Origin of the sequence: Serinicoccus marinus DSM 15273, from assembly GCF_008386315.1 — a bacterium.
GTDB classification, from domain to species: Bacteria; Actinomycetota; Actinomycetes; order Actinomycetales; family Dermatophilaceae; genus Ornithinicoccus; species Ornithinicoccus marinus.
Map to the genome: position 1 here is coordinate 3,405,157 of NZ_CP043808.1, position 15,119 is coordinate 3,420,275.

The 15,119-nt window shown below is 72.6% G+C and carries 14 protein-coding genes; 8 read left to right on the plus strand and 6 right to left on the minus strand.

The window, feature by feature from the left end; all coding sequences use genetic code 11:
* Positions 1–34: 34 nt before the first annotated feature.
* The 8 genes from FU792_RS16490 (at position 35) to FU792_RS16525 (ending at position 11,517) form a co-directional block, all read left to right on the plus strand.
* The gene (locus FU792_RS16490) at positions 35–2,404 is read left to right on the plus strand and encodes a DUF6049 family protein (RefSeq protein ID WP_022923477.1); all 2,370 of its coding nucleotides are present in this window, start codon (positions 35–37) and stop codon (positions 2,402–2,404) included.
* Positions 2,401–6,135 carry a murein biosynthesis integral membrane protein MurJ gene (locus FU792_RS16495; protein WP_149814913.1) on the plus strand — a complete coding sequence of 1,245 codons (3,735 nt, stop codon included), beginning with the start codon at positions 2,401–2,403 and terminating at the stop codon, positions 6,133–6,135. The genes FU792_RS16490 and FU792_RS16495 overlap by 4 nt, the downstream gene beginning before the upstream one ends.
* Complete coding sequence (gene sigM, locus FU792_RS16500) at positions 6,132–6,695, plus strand: RNA polymerase sigma factor SigM (RefSeq protein ID WP_022923475.1); 564 nt, start codon at positions 6,132–6,134, stop codon at positions 6,693–6,695. Before FU792_RS16495 ends, sigM begins: the two co-directional genes overlap by 4 nt.
* A gap of 144 nt (positions 6,696–6,839) precedes the next feature.
* On the plus strand, positions 6,840–7,754 hold the full coding sequence (locus tag FU792_RS16505; RefSeq protein ID WP_022923474.1) for a hypothetical protein: 915 nt from the start codon (positions 6,840–6,842) through the stop codon (positions 7,752–7,754).
* A gap of 128 nt (positions 7,755–7,882) precedes the next feature.
* Positions 7,883–8,926, plus strand: a complete 1,044-nt coding sequence (gene trxB / locus FU792_RS16510) for a thioredoxin-disulfide reductase (RefSeq protein ID WP_149814914.1) — start codon at positions 7,883–7,885, stop codon at positions 8,924–8,926.
* The gene (trxA, locus tag FU792_RS16515) at positions 8,923–9,246 is read left to right on the plus strand and encodes a thioredoxin (protein ID WP_022923472.1); all 324 of its coding nucleotides are present in this window, start codon (positions 8,923–8,925) and stop codon (positions 9,244–9,246) included. Before trxB ends, trxA begins: the two co-directional genes overlap by 4 nt.
* 127 nt (positions 9,247–9,373) lie before the next feature.
* Entirely contained in the window at positions 9,374–10,390 is a 1,017-nt protein-coding gene (locus FU792_RS16520) for a ParA family protein (RefSeq protein WP_237739975.1), read from the plus strand.
* The gene (locus tag FU792_RS16525) at positions 10,387–11,517 is read left to right on the plus strand and encodes a ParB/RepB/Spo0J family partition protein (protein WP_022923470.1); all 1,131 of its coding nucleotides are present in this window, start codon (positions 10,387–10,389) and stop codon (positions 11,515–11,517) included. Before FU792_RS16520 ends, FU792_RS16525 begins: the two co-directional genes overlap by 4 nt.
* A gap of 1 nt (position 11,518) precedes the next feature.
* Here FU792_RS16525 and rsmG read toward each other — a convergent pair whose 3' ends face one another.
* From rsmG to rpmH, 6 genes are read right to left on the minus strand one after another with little or no spacing between them, the layout of a single operon-like run.
* Positions 11,519–12,232: a 16S rRNA (guanine(527)-N(7))-methyltransferase RsmG gene (gene rsmG / locus FU792_RS16530; RefSeq protein ID WP_022923469.1), complete on the minus strand. Its 714-nt coding sequence runs from the start codon at positions 12,230–12,232 to the stop codon at positions 11,519–11,521.
* Positions 12,233–12,239: 7 nt separating this feature from the next.
* A complete protein-coding gene (locus FU792_RS16535) occupies positions 12,240–12,836 on the minus strand; it encodes a Jag family protein (protein ID WP_022923468.1) in 597 nt (198 codons plus the stop codon).
* 59 nt (positions 12,837–12,895) lie between these two features.
* Complete coding sequence (gene yidC, locus FU792_RS16540) at positions 12,896–13,870, minus strand: membrane protein insertase YidC (protein ID WP_022923467.1); 975 nt, start codon at positions 13,868–13,870, stop codon at positions 12,896–12,898.
* Positions 13,871–13,877: 7 nt separating this feature from the next.
* Positions 13,878–14,255, minus strand: a complete 378-nt coding sequence (gene yidD / locus FU792_RS16545) for a membrane protein insertion efficiency factor YidD (protein ID WP_022923466.1) — start codon at positions 14,253–14,255, stop codon at positions 13,878–13,880.
* The gene (gene rnpA, locus FU792_RS16550) at positions 14,252–14,626 is read right to left on the minus strand and encodes a ribonuclease P protein component (RefSeq protein ID WP_022923465.1); all 375 of its coding nucleotides are present in this window, start codon (positions 14,624–14,626) and stop codon (positions 14,252–14,254) included. The genes yidD and rnpA overlap by 4 nt, the downstream gene beginning before the upstream one ends.
* Before the next feature lie 28 nt (positions 14,627–14,654).
* Positions 14,655–14,792, minus strand: coding sequence for a 50S ribosomal protein L34 (rpmH, locus tag FU792_RS16555; protein WP_028130745.1), 138 nt, complete (start codon positions 14,790–14,792; stop codon positions 14,655–14,657).
* Positions 14,793–15,119: the final 327 nt, after the last annotated feature.

The window sequence follows — 15,119 nt, forward strand, 5'->3', positions numbered from 1 at the left end:
CGCCCCGAGGGCGGTCCCTCCCCGGACCCTGCCCGTGCTCGCCCTGTGCACCGGGCTGCTCGCGGGCCCGCTGGGCTCCATACCGGCGGCAGCGAGCGGCCCGCGGCCCCCGTCCGCACTGCTGCCCGCCGACACCGGGGACGACGTCGCGATCGTGCTCGACGAGATCGACCCGGTGGTGCTGACACCCGGCGAGCCGCTGACGCTCACCGGGCGGCTGGTCAACCAGGGTGCCGTCCCGCACCGGGTGACCAGCCTCACCGCCACGGTGTCCGGTACGACGCTGACGTCCCGCAGCGAGGTCGACCGATGGCTCGACGACGAGCTCGATCTCGACCGGACGACGACGCTCGGCGACGACACCGTGGGCCCGGTGGTCGCGGCGGCCGGAGCGGTCCCCTTCTCCGTGACGGTGCCCGCAGCGGTGACGAATGACCTGCCGGAGGGCCCGCAGGTGCTGCCGCTGGTCATCAGCGCGGGGGACGAGCGGGAGCCGGGCGGGGCCGCGGCCCACCCGGTCCGGCTGCGCAGCACCCTCGTCAGCGCGGGTGGCGAGGAGGTCGAGGAACCTCTCGACACCTCGTGGGTGGTCCCGCTCACCCTCCCCCCGGACCCCGATCTGCTCAGCCCGACCGAGCAGACCCACGCGCAGGCCTGGGTCTCCGCCGTCGGTCCGGACTCGGCGATCAGCGGCTGGGTCACGGACCTAGCGGTTCCTGGCGTCACCTATGTCGTCGACCCATCGACGCTCGTCGGCGCTCGGCCGGCACCGGCGCTGCGCACGCCACCCGAGCAGGGGACGGATCCCGCCGACACCGGGCCCGACCCGCTCCCGGCACCGTCGCCGGACGCGGTCACCTCGACGACGGAGGCCCCGGACGGCGTCACCGACGCGGCGTCGGAGACGGTCCCGGCCCCCGTCCCGGACGACCCGGCCACGACGCAGTCCGCCAGTCCCCCTGCCCAGACCGAGGAGGCGGAGGCAGCCCCCGCCACCGCGGCCGAGGTCGACCAGGCGGTGGCGACCTTGCGGACCCAGCTGGCCGGGCTGCCGGACGACCAGGTGTGGTGGCTGCCGAGCGAGGACCCCGACGTCGTCCGGATGGTCGCGGACCGACCGCCCCAGGACCAGCTCGGCAGGCTGCTCTCGACCCCGCCCGCCGGGGCTCAGGACACCCTGGCGCCCCTGCTGAGCAGCGGTCGGCACGATGTGGCCTGGCCGGTGGACCCGGCACCGGACGCCGACGCGGTGACCCAGATCTCCGACCTGTTCCGGAGCGCGAGGGACGAGGACGACACCGCCCCCGGTCTCGGCGTGGTGCTCCTCGCCCGCGAGAGCCTCACGGCGGACAGCGGTGCTGCGCCGCGACGTGGCGCGGTCCCGCTGGAGGAGCCCGAGGACGTGGTGGGGCTGGGCGCCGACTCCTGGACCTCGGCGCTCGTCGCCCGGAGCCAGGCCGAGGCCGAGCAGAGCGGATCGGGCGCAGCCGCCCAGCAGGTGCTCGCGCACACCCTCGGCACCTACCTGGAGGACCCGGGTGCCGCTCGCGAGCTGGTCATCGCCCCGCCCCGCCTCACCCCCGCTCCTCCCGAGGTCCTCGCCCAGCTGAGCGAGGGGTGGCGCACCGCGCCCTGGTTGCGCTCGGTCACCGCCCAGGAGCTGGTGCAGCGGGCCGGGACCGGCGACACCGTCCAGCTCACCGGGGAGCACCCGCAGGAAGCCGTGCTGGGCGACCTCGCCGAGCTGCTCGCGCCCGGCCGCAGCCCGCTGGACCGGGAGCGCACTGCCGCCCTGGCCCGCAACGCCGGCGAGCTGGACGACCTCGAGGAGGTGGTCCGTGACACGACGGCCACGCAGTCGTGGCGCGCCTCGCTCGCCGCGCTGTGGTCGAGCCGGTGGCGCTCGCACGAGGAGGAGTGGAGCACGGCCCGCGCCGTGGTGCGGGAGGACGTGCGCTCGGCGCTGCAGGGTGTCACCGTGACCCCGAGCACGGTCAACTTCCTCACCGACCAGGGCGAGATCAGCGTCACCGTCGTCAACGACCTCGGTGTCGCGCTGGACGATCTCGTGCTCGAGGTGGTGGCCTCCAACGGGCGGCTGCAGGTGATCCGTCAGCCCGACCCCGTCAGCATCGGCGCGGACAGTCGCGCCTCGGTCTCCTTCGAGGCACGGTCGATCACCCGTGGGGAGACGCGGCTCACCGCGACGTTGCGCACCCCGGACGGGACGACCCTGGGGGAGCCCGCGCCGATCGAGGTGCGGGTGCAGCCCACGGGCATCTGGGTCTACTGGGTGCTCGGCGGGCTGGCCGGCGTCGTGCTCGTGCTGGGCCTGGCCCGCGCGGTCCGTCGCGGACCCCGTGCCTCCGGCCGCAGCGATACCCGGCCGGAGGAGGGACGATGAGCCAGGACCGAGCCGCAGGCTCCTCCTCCGCCGGGTCGAGCTCGTCGCTGGCCCGCTCCAGCGCGGTCATGGCCGCCGGCACGCTCGCCTCGCGGCTGCTGGGCATGGCCCGGATGGCCCTGCTCGGGATCGCCATCGGTGTGCTCACGCCCGCCGGCAGCGTGTGGGAGACCGCCAACACCATCCCCAACACCATCTACCTGCTCCTCGCCGCAGGAGTCTTCAACGTCATGCTCCTGCCGCAGCTCACCCGGGCCATGACCCGCGGCCGGGAGGGTCAGGAGTACAGCGACCGGCTCATCACGCTGTCGGTGACGATCCTGGTGCTGGCCACGGTCCTCTTCGTGGCGGCGGCGCCGCTGGTGACCAAGCTCAACGCCCTCTCGTGGGCGTGGGACGACCCCAAGCTCCAGCTCGCGATCCTGTTCGCCTACCTCTGCATCCCGCAGATGCTGTTCTACGGGCTCCACACGATCATGGGGCAGGTCCTGGCCGCCCACCACCGCTTCGCCGCCTTCATGTGGAGCCCGGCGATCGCCAACATCATCGCGATCGTGGGCATCGGGGTCTTCATGCGGCGCTACCCGGACGCCGGGGTCATCCCGCTGCAGGAGTGGACCGCCGGCATGATCGGTCTGCTCGCCGGGTCCGCCACGCTCGGCATCGTCGTCCAGGCCCTCGTCCTCATCCCGGCCGTGCGCGCGACCGGGTTCAGCTGGCGGCCCCGGTGGGGTCTGCGCGGCGTGGGGCTCGGGACCGCGGCCGTCATGGCCGGGTGGGCGATCGCCGACATGGCTGTCTCCCAGGGCGGCATGCTCGTCGTCACCAACCTGCTCAGCGACGTCATCGACCGGGTCCCTGACGCGCCGGGCAAGATCACGTATGCCTACGCCTTCTCGGTCTTCGTGCTGCCCCACTCCCTCATCGCGCTGTCGCTCCTGACCGCGATCTACCCCGTCCTGTCCAAGGACGCGGCTGCCGAGGACCTGGAGTCCATGGCCGACCACGCCAGCCGGGGGTTGCGGCTGCTCGGTGCCGCCATGGTGCCGATCGCCCTGGGGATGATGCTGCTGGCCCCGCTCGTCGTCCGAGTCGTCTACTTCGGGAGCACCCCCGCCGAGCACCGCGCCGTGACGCTGATCGTCCTGGCCATGGTCGTCGGCCTCGTCCCCTACGGCGTCTACCTGCTGTGCTCCCGCGTGTTCTACTCCTTCGAGGACGCGCGCACCCCCTTCCTCTTCCAGGTGTCGATCACCTCGGTGCTGCTGGTGGTCTGCCTACTGGCCACCCTCGCCCCACCGGCCTGGGTCGCCGTCGTGCTGGGCCTCGGTCAGGCCCTGGGCCAGACCACGGCGGCGGTGCTGGGGCTGCGGGCGGCTCGACGTCGGCTCCCGGCACTCGGGCTGCGCAGCACCGGGTCGACCTACCTGCGGGCGGCGGGAGCCTCGGCCCTCGCCCTGGTGCCGGCTTGGGTCGTGGTCCGGTTCCTCGACCCGGGGGCCCCGCCGGATCTCACCTCGATGGAGCCCCAGGGCGTCGGCGCCTTCCTCAGCGCAGCGCTCACCCTCGCCGTGGCCGGACTCGTCTTCCTCGCGGCGTATGCCTTGCTGGCCCACCGCTTCGGGGTGCGCGAGGTCGGCGAGGTGGCGGCGCCGGTCCTGCGGCGCCTCCCGGGTCTGCGTCGCTACGCCCCCGCGGCCGGGGCCGGCCTCGTGGACGACGGCCAAGCCGTCCCGGGCGGCGCCGCGGCGGCCGGCCCGGCGGACAGCACACCACCCACCGGCGCGGCGCCGCCGGACCAGGGCGCTGCTGGCGGCACACTAGGGTGGGACCGCGATCGCCCGCGCCCACAACCGCGACCACGGGAGGACAGCAGCATGGATCGGCTCGAGGTCGGCACCCGCCTGGGTGACCGCTACGTCCTCGACGAGCTGCTGGCCGAGCGTGAGGGCGGGGGGTTGGAGTACTGGTCCGCGCGGGACAGCACCCTCGGCCGCCTGGTCGCGGTCACGGTGCTGCCCTCGGAGGGGCCTGCCGCGGACGTCGCGGGGGCGGTGCTCGACGGCGCCCGCCGCGTCGCCTCGGTCGACGACCCCCGGCTGGTCCGCGTCCTCGACGTCGGAGACCAGGACGGGCTGTGCTGGATCGTGGAGGAAGGACTCTCCGAGGCGGAGTCTCTCGCCTCCCTCGTCGAGCAGCACCCGCTCCCGGCCGAGGAGGCCCGACGGATCGTCGGCGAGAGCGCCGCAGCGCTGGAGTCGGCCCGACGCCGAGGGCTGCACCACCTCTACCTCAACCCCCACTCGGTCCTGCGGACGACCGATGGGACGGTCAAGGTGTCGGGCGTCGGGGTCGCCTCGGCGTTGGAGGGCACCGACGACGTCACCGCGGACGAGGCCTCCCTCATCGATGCCGCCGACCTCGTCTCGCTCCTCTACACCGCGCTCACCGGCCGGTGGCCGGGCGAGGACCTGGCCGGCGTCCGGCCGGCCCGTCGGCTGGCCGACGGCACCCTGCCGGCGCCCTCGGAGCTGGTCTCCGGCGTCCCGGGTGACCTGGACGCCCTGTGCCGGTTGGCCCACGGGTCGGAGGCCGACCTGCAGTCCGCGCCGCACACCCCGGGGGAGCTGGTGCGCCAGCTCTCACCGTGGGCCTCGGAGATCGTGCGGGCCGCACGCCCGGGCGAGCTGGAGGCTCCCCGGTCGGGGCGGCCGGGTGACCATCGGGCCGAGGACGCCTTCCGGGGTGCGGCCGGGGCCTCCGCGGCCGCGACCGCCGCGCGCCCCAGCCACGCCGACGACGGGCCCTCGACGCCGTCCGGCGAGGCCACCGACGAGGTGCCCCAGCCGTACTACCGCACCGAGGCGCGCTCTGCCGACGACTCCGGGTCCGGCGCGGTGGCGGGGCCGGCAGGGGCCCCGACCGCCGGCCGTCAGGACGACACGATGGGTGGGCTGCTGCGCAGCGGGGAGGCACGCCAGGCCAGGGCGGACGAGGCGCATGCCGGCCCCGCCACCGCACTCGCGACACGTCGTGACGACGACGGGGGTCTGGCCGAGGAGCGCGGCACCGGCGCACAGACGGCCATGGTCACGGTGATCATCGTGGCGCTGCTCGGGATCGCGCTCTTCCTGGGCTGGCTGGCGCTGCGGGGCCTGGGGGGCGGCGAGGACGACCCCGCCGGTGCAGCGCCGACGAGCTCACCGAGCGCGAGCGAGCCCGCACCCGACGAGGACGCCTCGACCGCGAGCGCGGCCGCACCGACCGACGAGGGCAGCACCGAGCCGGCTCCGGAGCCCGCATCCGGGGTCGCCGTGGAGGGCATCACGTCCTTCGACCCCGAGGGCGACGGCGACGAGCGCAACGACCTGGCTCCCCTGGTGGTGGACGGGGACGAGGGGACCGAATGGACGTCGCACACCTACCTCTCCCCAGGCTGGGGCTCGCTGAAGAGCGGCACCGGCCTGGTCCTCGACCTGGGGGAGGACGCCACCGTCGGTGAGGTCGAGGTGGTCCTCGGCGAGGGCGACATGGGCGCCACCGTCTATCTCGCCGACGAGCCGTCGCTGGACGGCGCGTCCGAGCTCGGCAGCGACGACGCCGCGGAGGGCACCTGGACCGTGACGCCGGACGAGCCCGCCACCGGGCGCTACCTCATCCTGTGGTTCACCCGGGCCTACACCGCGCCCGAGGGCGAGATCGTGCGGGTGGCCGAGATCACCGTGCGGTGAGCCCGGCGGACATCGTGACGACGGCCGAGCTCGCGGAGCTGGACGACCTGGCCCTGCTGCGGCGGCACCAGGACGGCGACACCGAGGCCTTCGGCGAGATCTTCCGACGGCACCGGGACCGCATGTGGGCCGTGGCGCTGCGGACGTCGCGCGACCCGGAGGTGGCGGCGGACGCCGTGCAGGACGCCTTCCTCAACGCCTTCCGGCGCGCCGGCTCCTTCCGGGGTGACTCCCAGGTCACCACCTGGTTGCACCGCATCACGGTCAACGCCTGCCTGGACCGGCTGCGTCGGCAGCGTCCGACGGCGGACCTCGAGGACCACGAGCCGGTCGAGCCGCGGGACCGGCACCGCTCGGTCGAGGTGCGGCTGGACGTGCGCGACGCCCTGGACCAGCTGCCCGAGGGGCAGCGGCTGGCGCTCGTGCTCGTGGACATGCACGGTCTGAGCGTGGCCGAGGCGGCCCAGGTCCTGGAGGTGGCCGAGGGGACGGTCAAGTCGCGCTGCTCCCGCGGCCGCGAGGCCATGGCCCAGATCCTGGGGCTCGGGGAGGACGCATGACGCCTTCCGCTCACGCCCCCACGAGGGTCGCGCCAGGACGGGGAACCCGTCCGGCGTCCTGCTCGTCGTACTCCCGTGGGCCGTGCCGGGCGCGGCCGGCCCCCTCGGAGACCACCCGGACGACACGACGAAGGAGGACCCGGTATGTCGACGCACCCGCCACGCCCTGAGCCTGGCGACCCGCAGCACGCGCAGGAGCACGACCCGACCGGTGTCCGGGACCTCCTCGGCGCGCTGCCCGATCCCGGGCCCATGCCCGACCACCTGGTCGAGCGCATCACCGCCCGGCTCGAAGTCGAGCGCGAGCACCGGCAGAGCGCCGGCCCGGGGCATACCCTCAGCGCACCCGCCGACCGGGTCGTCGACCTGGCCGAGGAACGCGGTCGGCGGCGTCCCGGCCGGACCCTCGGTATCCTTACGGCTGCTGCCGCGGGCCTGGCCGTCACCACGGTGGCCCTCACCCAGGTGCTCGGGGGCGGGGCCAGCAGCGACAGCGGAGCCGTGGCGCAGTACCCCTCTCGGGCGGAGTCGGGGGCAGGGCAGGACGAGGCTGCCGACGCCGCCGACGGGCAGGAGCAGGGTGCGTCCGGTGGCCTGGCGGAGTCCGGCCGGGAGGGGTCGGACACGGGTGAGGCTGCCGGAGGGGACTCGGCCCTCGCAGGCGCCGACGATCTCCTCGTCGAGCCCGTCGTCCCGACGCTGCTCTCCCCGCTGGGCGAGATCCCCGAGACGGACTACGCGCAGGCCGTGCACGGCGCCAGCCGGAGCGCCGAGGCCGCGGGCTCGTCCGGCGCCGCTCCTGGCGCCGCCGGTGGGTTGACCCAGGCGGGAGCCATCCAGTGCTGGGCCACGCTGGACGAGGACGCCCAGCAGTCGTGGGCGGACCGGTTCGCCACGACGGCCACCCTGCTCGGCGAGAGCGGCACCACGCGAGACGTCGTCCTCCTCCTCGGGGTCGACGGCGAGAGCGGTCGGGCCTGGGCCGTCCCGGCCGAGTGCCTGACGACCCCCGACGTGGCTCCGGTGGACAGCTCCGGAGAGCTGGTCGAAGGCCCCTGAGTCTCGGCGACCCGTGCGTCCGGCCCGGGTCGTGGCGGCCCGTCGGAGGACTGGAACAATGACGGCCTACGATCGGTTGACCCGGTGTCGCCGCAGCGCACCCCTCACCTCCGTCCAGGAAGGCCCTCATGAGCATCGACCTGATCTCCGGTCTCGGTGATACCTCACCAGCCGGGGAGGACCGGCCCGCCCTGCGTGAGGTCATCATCATCGGCTCCGGTCCCGCCGGCTACACGGCTGCGGTCTACGCCGCGCGGGCCAACCTCGCCCCCCTGGTGTTCGAGGGGTCCGTGACCGCAGGTGGAGCCCTGATGAACACGACCGAGGTGGAGAACTTCCCCGGGTTCCCCGAGGGCATCCTCGGTCCGCAGCTCATGATGGACATGCGTGAGCAGGCCGAGCGCTTCGGCGCGGAGCTCGTCCGCGACGACGTCGTCGCCGTGGACCTCACCGGTCCGGTGAAGCGTGTCACCGACAGCGACGGCACGGTGCATCAGGCTCGCTCCGTCGTCCTGGCCATGGGGTCGGCCTACCGCGAGCTGGGGCTGCCGCGGGAGCAGGAGCTCTCCGGGCACGGCGTGTCATGGTGCGCGACCTGCGACGGTGCCTTCTTCCGCGACCAGGACATCCTCGTCGTGGGTGGCGGTGACTCCGCGATGGAAGAGGCGACCTTCCTGAGCCGGTTCGCCCGCTCGGTCACCGTGGTGCACCGTCGAGGGGAGCTGCGCGCCAGCAGCATATGGCCGAGCGCGCCCGAGACCGACGAGAAGATCAGTTTCGCGTGGAACTCCGCGGTGTCCGCCCTGCACGGTGACGCCAAGCTCACCGGTGTGACGCTGAGCGACACCCGCACCGGCGAGACCCGGGTCGTCGAGGCGAGCGGCCTGTTCATCGCGATCGGCCACGACCCGCGCAACGAGCTCCTTCAGGGTCAGGTCGACCTCGACGACGAGGGTTACGTCCTCGTCCGGGGCCGGGGCACGGCGACCAACGTCGAGGGCGTCTTCGCCTGCGGTGATCTCGTGGACCACACCTACCGGCAGGCCATCACGGCCGCCGGGACCGGGTGCGCCGCCGCCCTCGACGCCGAGCGCTACCTCGCCGCCCTCGACGACGTGCCCGCAGAACCCGAGCTGGTTTCCACATCCGTTGCGAGAGAAGGAGATTCATGAGCATCACCAACACATCGGACGCGACCTTCACCGAGGACGTGCTGCAGCACGACGGTCCCGTCCTCGTCGATTTCTGGGCCCCCTGGTGCGGCCCCTGCAAGATGATCGCCCCCATCCTCGAGGAGCTCTCCGAGCAGTGGGGCGACAAGCTCAAGGTGGTCAAGCTGAACACCGACGAGAACCCGGAGACCACCGGGAGCTACGGCATCACGGGCATCCCGACGATGCACGTCTACTCCGGCGGCGAGGTCGTCAAGACGATCGTCGGCGCGCTGCCGAAGAAGAAGCTGGCCTCCGAGCTGGAGCCGTACACCACCTGACGCTCAGCGACAGCGTCGCACGTTGTCCACAGCCGTCCATGGGGTTTATCCACAACCCTGTGGACGGCTGTCGTCGTGTGTGGGTCGGCTTGGTGTGCCGCACCTGATCAGCGATGATGGTCTCCTCATGACTGCCGCTGCTCCATGCCTGGGATGGCCGTCCTCGGCCCACGATCGTCCACCCTCTTCTCCCCGTCACGTGTGGTCTCCTGTCAGCTGGCCATCGGCTGACGCCAGGGTTTCACGGGAAACACCAGAGAGCCCGAGCGCGACCACGAAGGCGACAGCGTCTCCCTCGGTTTCACAGGAAACCGCCGTCGCGCCCACAGCGGCGACGACCCAGCCGGGACCGTGGCAGGGAACGCGCGTCATCACCGTCTCCAACCAGAAGGGCGGAGTCGGCAAGACCACCACCGCCGTCAACCTGGCCGCCGCCATGGCCACTAGTGGCCTGAGCGTCCTCGTCATCGACATGGATCCGCAGGGCAACGCCAGCACGGCCCTGTCCATCCCCCACACCAGCGGCACGGCCGGGATCTACGACGTGCTCATCGACGGCATCCCCCTGGCCGACGTGGTGCAGGACTGTCCTCAGGTGCCCGGTCTCTCCTGCGCACCGGCGACCATCGACCTCGCCGGCGCAGAGATCGAGCTGGTTCCCCTCGTGGCGCGGGAGAACCGGCTCCGCCGGGCACTCACGACGTATCTGGAGGATCAGGCGGAAGTGGTGGACCTGGTCGTCATCGACTGTCCACCCAGCCTCGGACTGCTCACCGTCAACGCCTTCGTGGCCGCGCGCGAGGTGCTCATCCCGATCCAGTGCGAGTACTACGCCCTCGAGGGCCTGAGCCAGCTGCTGAAGAACGTCGAGCTGATCCAGCAGCACCTCAACAGCGACCTCGAGGTCTCCACGATCTTGCTGACGATGTTCGACGGGCGCACGCGCCTGGCGGCCGACGTCGCCGAACAGGTGCGGGAGCACTTCGGGGAACGAGTCCTTCGCACGGCGATCCCGCGGTCGGTGCGCATCAGCGAGGCCCCGAGCCACGGCGAGACCGTGATCACCTATGACCCGACGAGCACCGGTGCCCTGTCCTACGCAGACGCCGCGGCCGAGATGCGCACGATGAAGGAGCCTGCATGAGCGAGCGTCGACGAGGACTGGGTCGGGGCCTGGGAGCCCTGATCCCTGCCGCGACCGAAGGAGAACGCGAGCGGCCGAGGGACGTGTTCTTCCCCCGGGGTGCCGAGGAAGGGTCGGAGCCTACGCACGACGGCGGCACGGACCCCGGTTCCCTCGGCGCGGTCGGCTCCCTCGAGGGTTTCACGGGAAACGGTTCCACCGGGAACGGCGACGACACCCGGCGGACCGACCAGCTCGCGCGTGCTCGGACGGCGGGAGACGAGGCCGCGACCGCTCCTGACGACCGCTCCGTCTCCCTGGCCCCGGTGCCGGGCGCGGTCTTCGCCGAGATCCCGGTCGAGCAGGTCCGGCCCAACCCGCGCCAGCCCCGGGAGGTCTTCGACGAGGACGAGCTGGCCGAGCTCGTGACCAGCATCCAGGAGCTCGGCGTCCTCCAGCCGGTCGTCGTACGCCGCACGGAGCCGACGGCCCACGGCGGCGAGCCGGTCTACGAGCTGGTCATGGGTGAGCGTCGACTCCGTGCCTCCCAGGCGGCTGGCCAGGACACCATCCCCGCCATCGTGCGCGCGACCGAGGACGAGCACATGCTCCGGGACGCGCTCCTGGAGAATCTGCACCGTGCCCAGCTCAACCCGCTGGAAGAGGCGGCGGCCTACCAGCAGCTGCTCGAGGACTTCGGCTGCACGCACGACGAGCTGGCCGCCCGCATCGGGCGGTCGCGACCGCAGATCAGCAACACCATCCGGTTGCTCAAGCTGCCGCCCATGGTCCAACGTCGCGTCGCCTCCGGCGTGCTCAGCGCCGGTCACGCGCGGGCGCTCCTCGCGCTGCCGGACGGAGCGGCCATGGAGCGTCTTGCCCAGCGCATCGTCGCCGAGGGACTCTCGGTCCGCTCGGTCGAGGAGATCATCACGCTCGGCTCGGACGACGCGCCCCCTCGACGCCGGCGCAGCAGCGCCGTCGCGTCCCCCGATCTCGCGGAGGTGGCCGACACCCTGTCCGGACGACTGGACACGCGGGTCCAGGTCTCGATGGGACGCCGCAAGGGGAAGATGGTGATCGAGTTCGCGGGCAAGGACGATCTCGACCGTATCCTGCAGCTGCTGGACAGCCGCTCGGGCGAGTGACCTAACGAGTCTGTCGGCGCCGCCCTGAGCGCCGTGCGCCGGAGCGTGGTGCGCCGGAGCGCGACGCCGGCGCATCCACCGGTCGGACGACCTCCACGACCCGGACCGGGCCGGCGGGGGTGCCCTCGGCCAGCACATGGAGCCGGGACGTGTCGACGCGGCGCCGCCGCAGCATCGGCGCCGCCTCCTCCAGCTCGCGCTCCGCCGCCTCGCCCTTGAGGGCCAGCAGCCGCCCGCCCTCCTCGAGCAGCGGCACCGACCATCCCACCAGTTTGTCCAGGGACGCGACCGCCCGGGCGGTCACCACCGGCGCCGACAGCACCCCGGCGAGCTCCTCGGCCCGCCCCCGGTGCACGCGCACGTTGGGCAGCCCCAGGTCCGCCGTGGTGCGCTCCAGCCAGGTCGTCCGGCGGAGCAGCGGCTCCACGAGATCCACCCACAGGTCCGGTCGGGCGATCGCAAGCACGATGCCAGGGAGGCCCGCTCCGGACCCGAGGTCGATGACCGAGGACCCCTGGTCCAGCAACTCACCGAGCACGGCGCAGTTCACCAGGTGACGGTCCCACAAACGCTCGGCCTCACGGGGGCCGATGAGGCCGTGCTCGATGCCCGTGGTGGCCAGCAGGTCGGCATACTCCGCAGCGAGGGTGAGCCTCGACCCGAAGACCTCCCGCGCCTGTGGAGGAGGCTCGGGTGCATGGCGGGGCGCGCCCATGCAGCGGTCAGTCGGCCGGCAGGACGACGACGTAGCGAGAGGGCTCGGTACCCTCCGACTCCGAGCGCAGACCGGCTGCCAGGACCTCGTCGTGGACGACCTTGCGCTCGAAGGCGGTCATCGGCTCCAGCTCCCGACGCTGACCGGTGTCGCGCACCTGCGCGACCGCCTCCTGCGCCTCGGACACCAGGGCGCTGCGGCGATCGGCGCGGTATCCGGCGACGTCGAGCATGAGCCGGCTGCGCTCCCCCGTGCTGGCCTGGACCGCGAGGCGCGTCAGCTCCTGCAGCGCCTCGAGGACGGACCCGCCCGGGCCCACGAGCCGCCGGGGTGCCGCCCCGTCCTCGGAGTCCACGAGCGCGACCGCGGCCCGGTCCCCGTCGACGTCGACCTCGAGGTCCCCGTCCAGGTCGGCGATGTCCAGGAGGGTCTCGAGGAAGTCCGCCGCCACCTCCCCCTCGCGGACGAGGTCCGCGGAGCGACCCTCCGTCGAGCCGGACTGCTGCTGCTCTTCGGCGGCCCTCTCCACCGGCTCAGATGTGATCTGCGTCACATCTGCGCCCTCGTTGGTCGCCTGGGTCTCGGTGTCGTTCGGCAGGGTCATCAGGGACTCCTCGGTGGTGGGGATGGGAAGTGCGCCCGGACGGGCGCGGGATCGGTGGCTCAGCGCCTCTTGCTGCGCTTCTTGCTCTTGGGTTGGGTCCGCTGACCCGCCGTCCGGGCCTGCACCTGCGTGCGAGCCGCCTCGCGCTCGGCCATGAAGTTCGGGTTCTTCAGCTGGATCCCGGTGGCCGTCTTGCCCTTGCGCGCCATGCGGGCCTTGTACTTCTCCTCGGCCGGCGTGTTCGGCGCCGGCATGTTGCGGATGACGAAGAACTGCTGGCCCATGGTCCACAGGTTGCTGACCGTCCAGTAGATGAGCAGCGCCACCGGGAAGTTGACGCCCGTCACGGCGAAGACGATAGGCAGCACGTAGATGAGGATCTGCTGCTGCCGCGCCATCGGGCTGTTGAGGGCCTCCGGCGACATGTTCTGGCGCATCAGCTGGTGGCTGGTGATGAACTGCGTCGCCGACATCACGAGGATCAGCACCAGGGACAGGATCTTCGCTGACAGGTCCTGGTCGTGCAGGAAGGTCGAGGTCAGCCCGGCCCCGAAGATCTCCGAGCCGGCCATCTTCGTCGCCAGCTCCCGGGTGAAGAGCCCGAGCGGCTCGACGTCGCCGCGACTCACCGTCTCCGCGGTGTTGAGCAACCGGAAGAGGGCGAAGAAGAACGGCATCTGGATGAGGATGGGCAGGCAGGCACCGAAGGGGTTGGCACCCGCCTCGCGGTACAGCCCGAAGGTCTCCTCCTGGAAGGCCTTCTGGCTCGCCTGGTCCTTCTTGCCCTTGTACTTCGCCTGGATCTTCATCAGCTCGGGCTGCACGATCTGCAGCCGGCGCTGACTGCGGATCTGGCGGATCATGAGCGGCGTCAGCAGGGCCCTGAGGGTGACGACCAGCCCGACGATGGCGAGGACCCAGGTCCACCCGCTGGTGTCGGGCATACCGAACTGGGTGAGCAGCCACTCGAAGCCGACGAGGATCGCGGAGTCGAACCAGATGAAGGGGAACAGGATGGTGTCGAAGAATCCCATGGGGTCCTCAGTCTCGGCGGGCGGCGGCGGTCTCGTCGCCCGGGGTGGTCGTCGGAGCGTGCTGCTCCACGGTCGGGTCCGTGCGGTCCCCGGCCCCTGAGCCGGGACGGGGCGGCACGTGGTCCACCCCGCCGGCCGCCCACGGGTGGCAGCGCAGGACACGGCGCACCGTCAACCACCCGCCCCGCAGGGGACCGTGGCGCTCCAGCGCGTTGACACCGTAGGCGGAGCAGGACGGGTAGTAACGGCAGACCGGGCCCAGCAACGGCGAGATCGTCCACTGGTAGAGCCGGATCATCCAGACCAGAGGACGAGCCAGGACGCTACGAGGTTCCCCCTCGCCCACGCCTCCCCGGTGGACGTCACGGAGCTGGGCCTCACTCATACGAGCCGCGGCAGCGCGCGCGCCAGCCCCTCGTCAAGCGCGGAGCCCAACTCGGTCGAGGTGGCCGATGCCGCCGGGGGCAGGGCCCGGACGACGAGGTCGGTTCCGCAGGGCATCGTGGCCAGTCGTGCGCCGACCAGCGCCCGCAGGCGCCGGGCGGTGCGGTTGCGGACCACGGCGTTGCCGACGGCCCGCGACACCACGAGGCCGACCCGCGGGCACCGGGTCGAGGCGTCGTCGGGGGCAGGGCAAGAGGCGTGCACCACGAGCAGCGAGGTACCGGCTCGTCGCCGCCGACGCCCGTCGCCGCGGCCCCGCAGGACAGACCGGAAGTCCTGGCCCGAGGTCAGCCGGTGCCGGCGTGGCAGCATCGCCGTCGGAGGGAACGCTGCTGCGGACTCAGGCGGACAGGGCGGAACGGCCCTTGCGCCGGCGAGCGGCGAGGATGCTGCGGCCGGCGCGGGTCCGCATCCGCAGACGGAAACCGTGCTTCTTGGCGCGGCGGCGGTTGTTCGGCTGGAAGGTGCGCTTGCTCATCGCTGCTCCGGTGGTGGTGGTGACGTACGGGTCGGTGCGCCGGCTCGGCCGCCAACGGAGGCCCGTCATCTGCCGCGTCGGGACCACGGGGGTCGAGCCTCGGTCGGGTGATGCACGGGCAGGCGAAAGCGGCCGCACGGACTGCTCAACGGTACGGGAGCCGGTCCGTACCGGTCAAACGCGCCGCCGTCCAGCGGCCGAGACACCCGAACCGGGCATCCTCACGCATCCGACCAGCACCTTCGCGCACGACACGCCGAGCGGTGCAGATCAGTCGTCCGCGGGCACTTGCGGGTCGCGGGCCGCGCTTGTTAGCGTCGGCGCTTC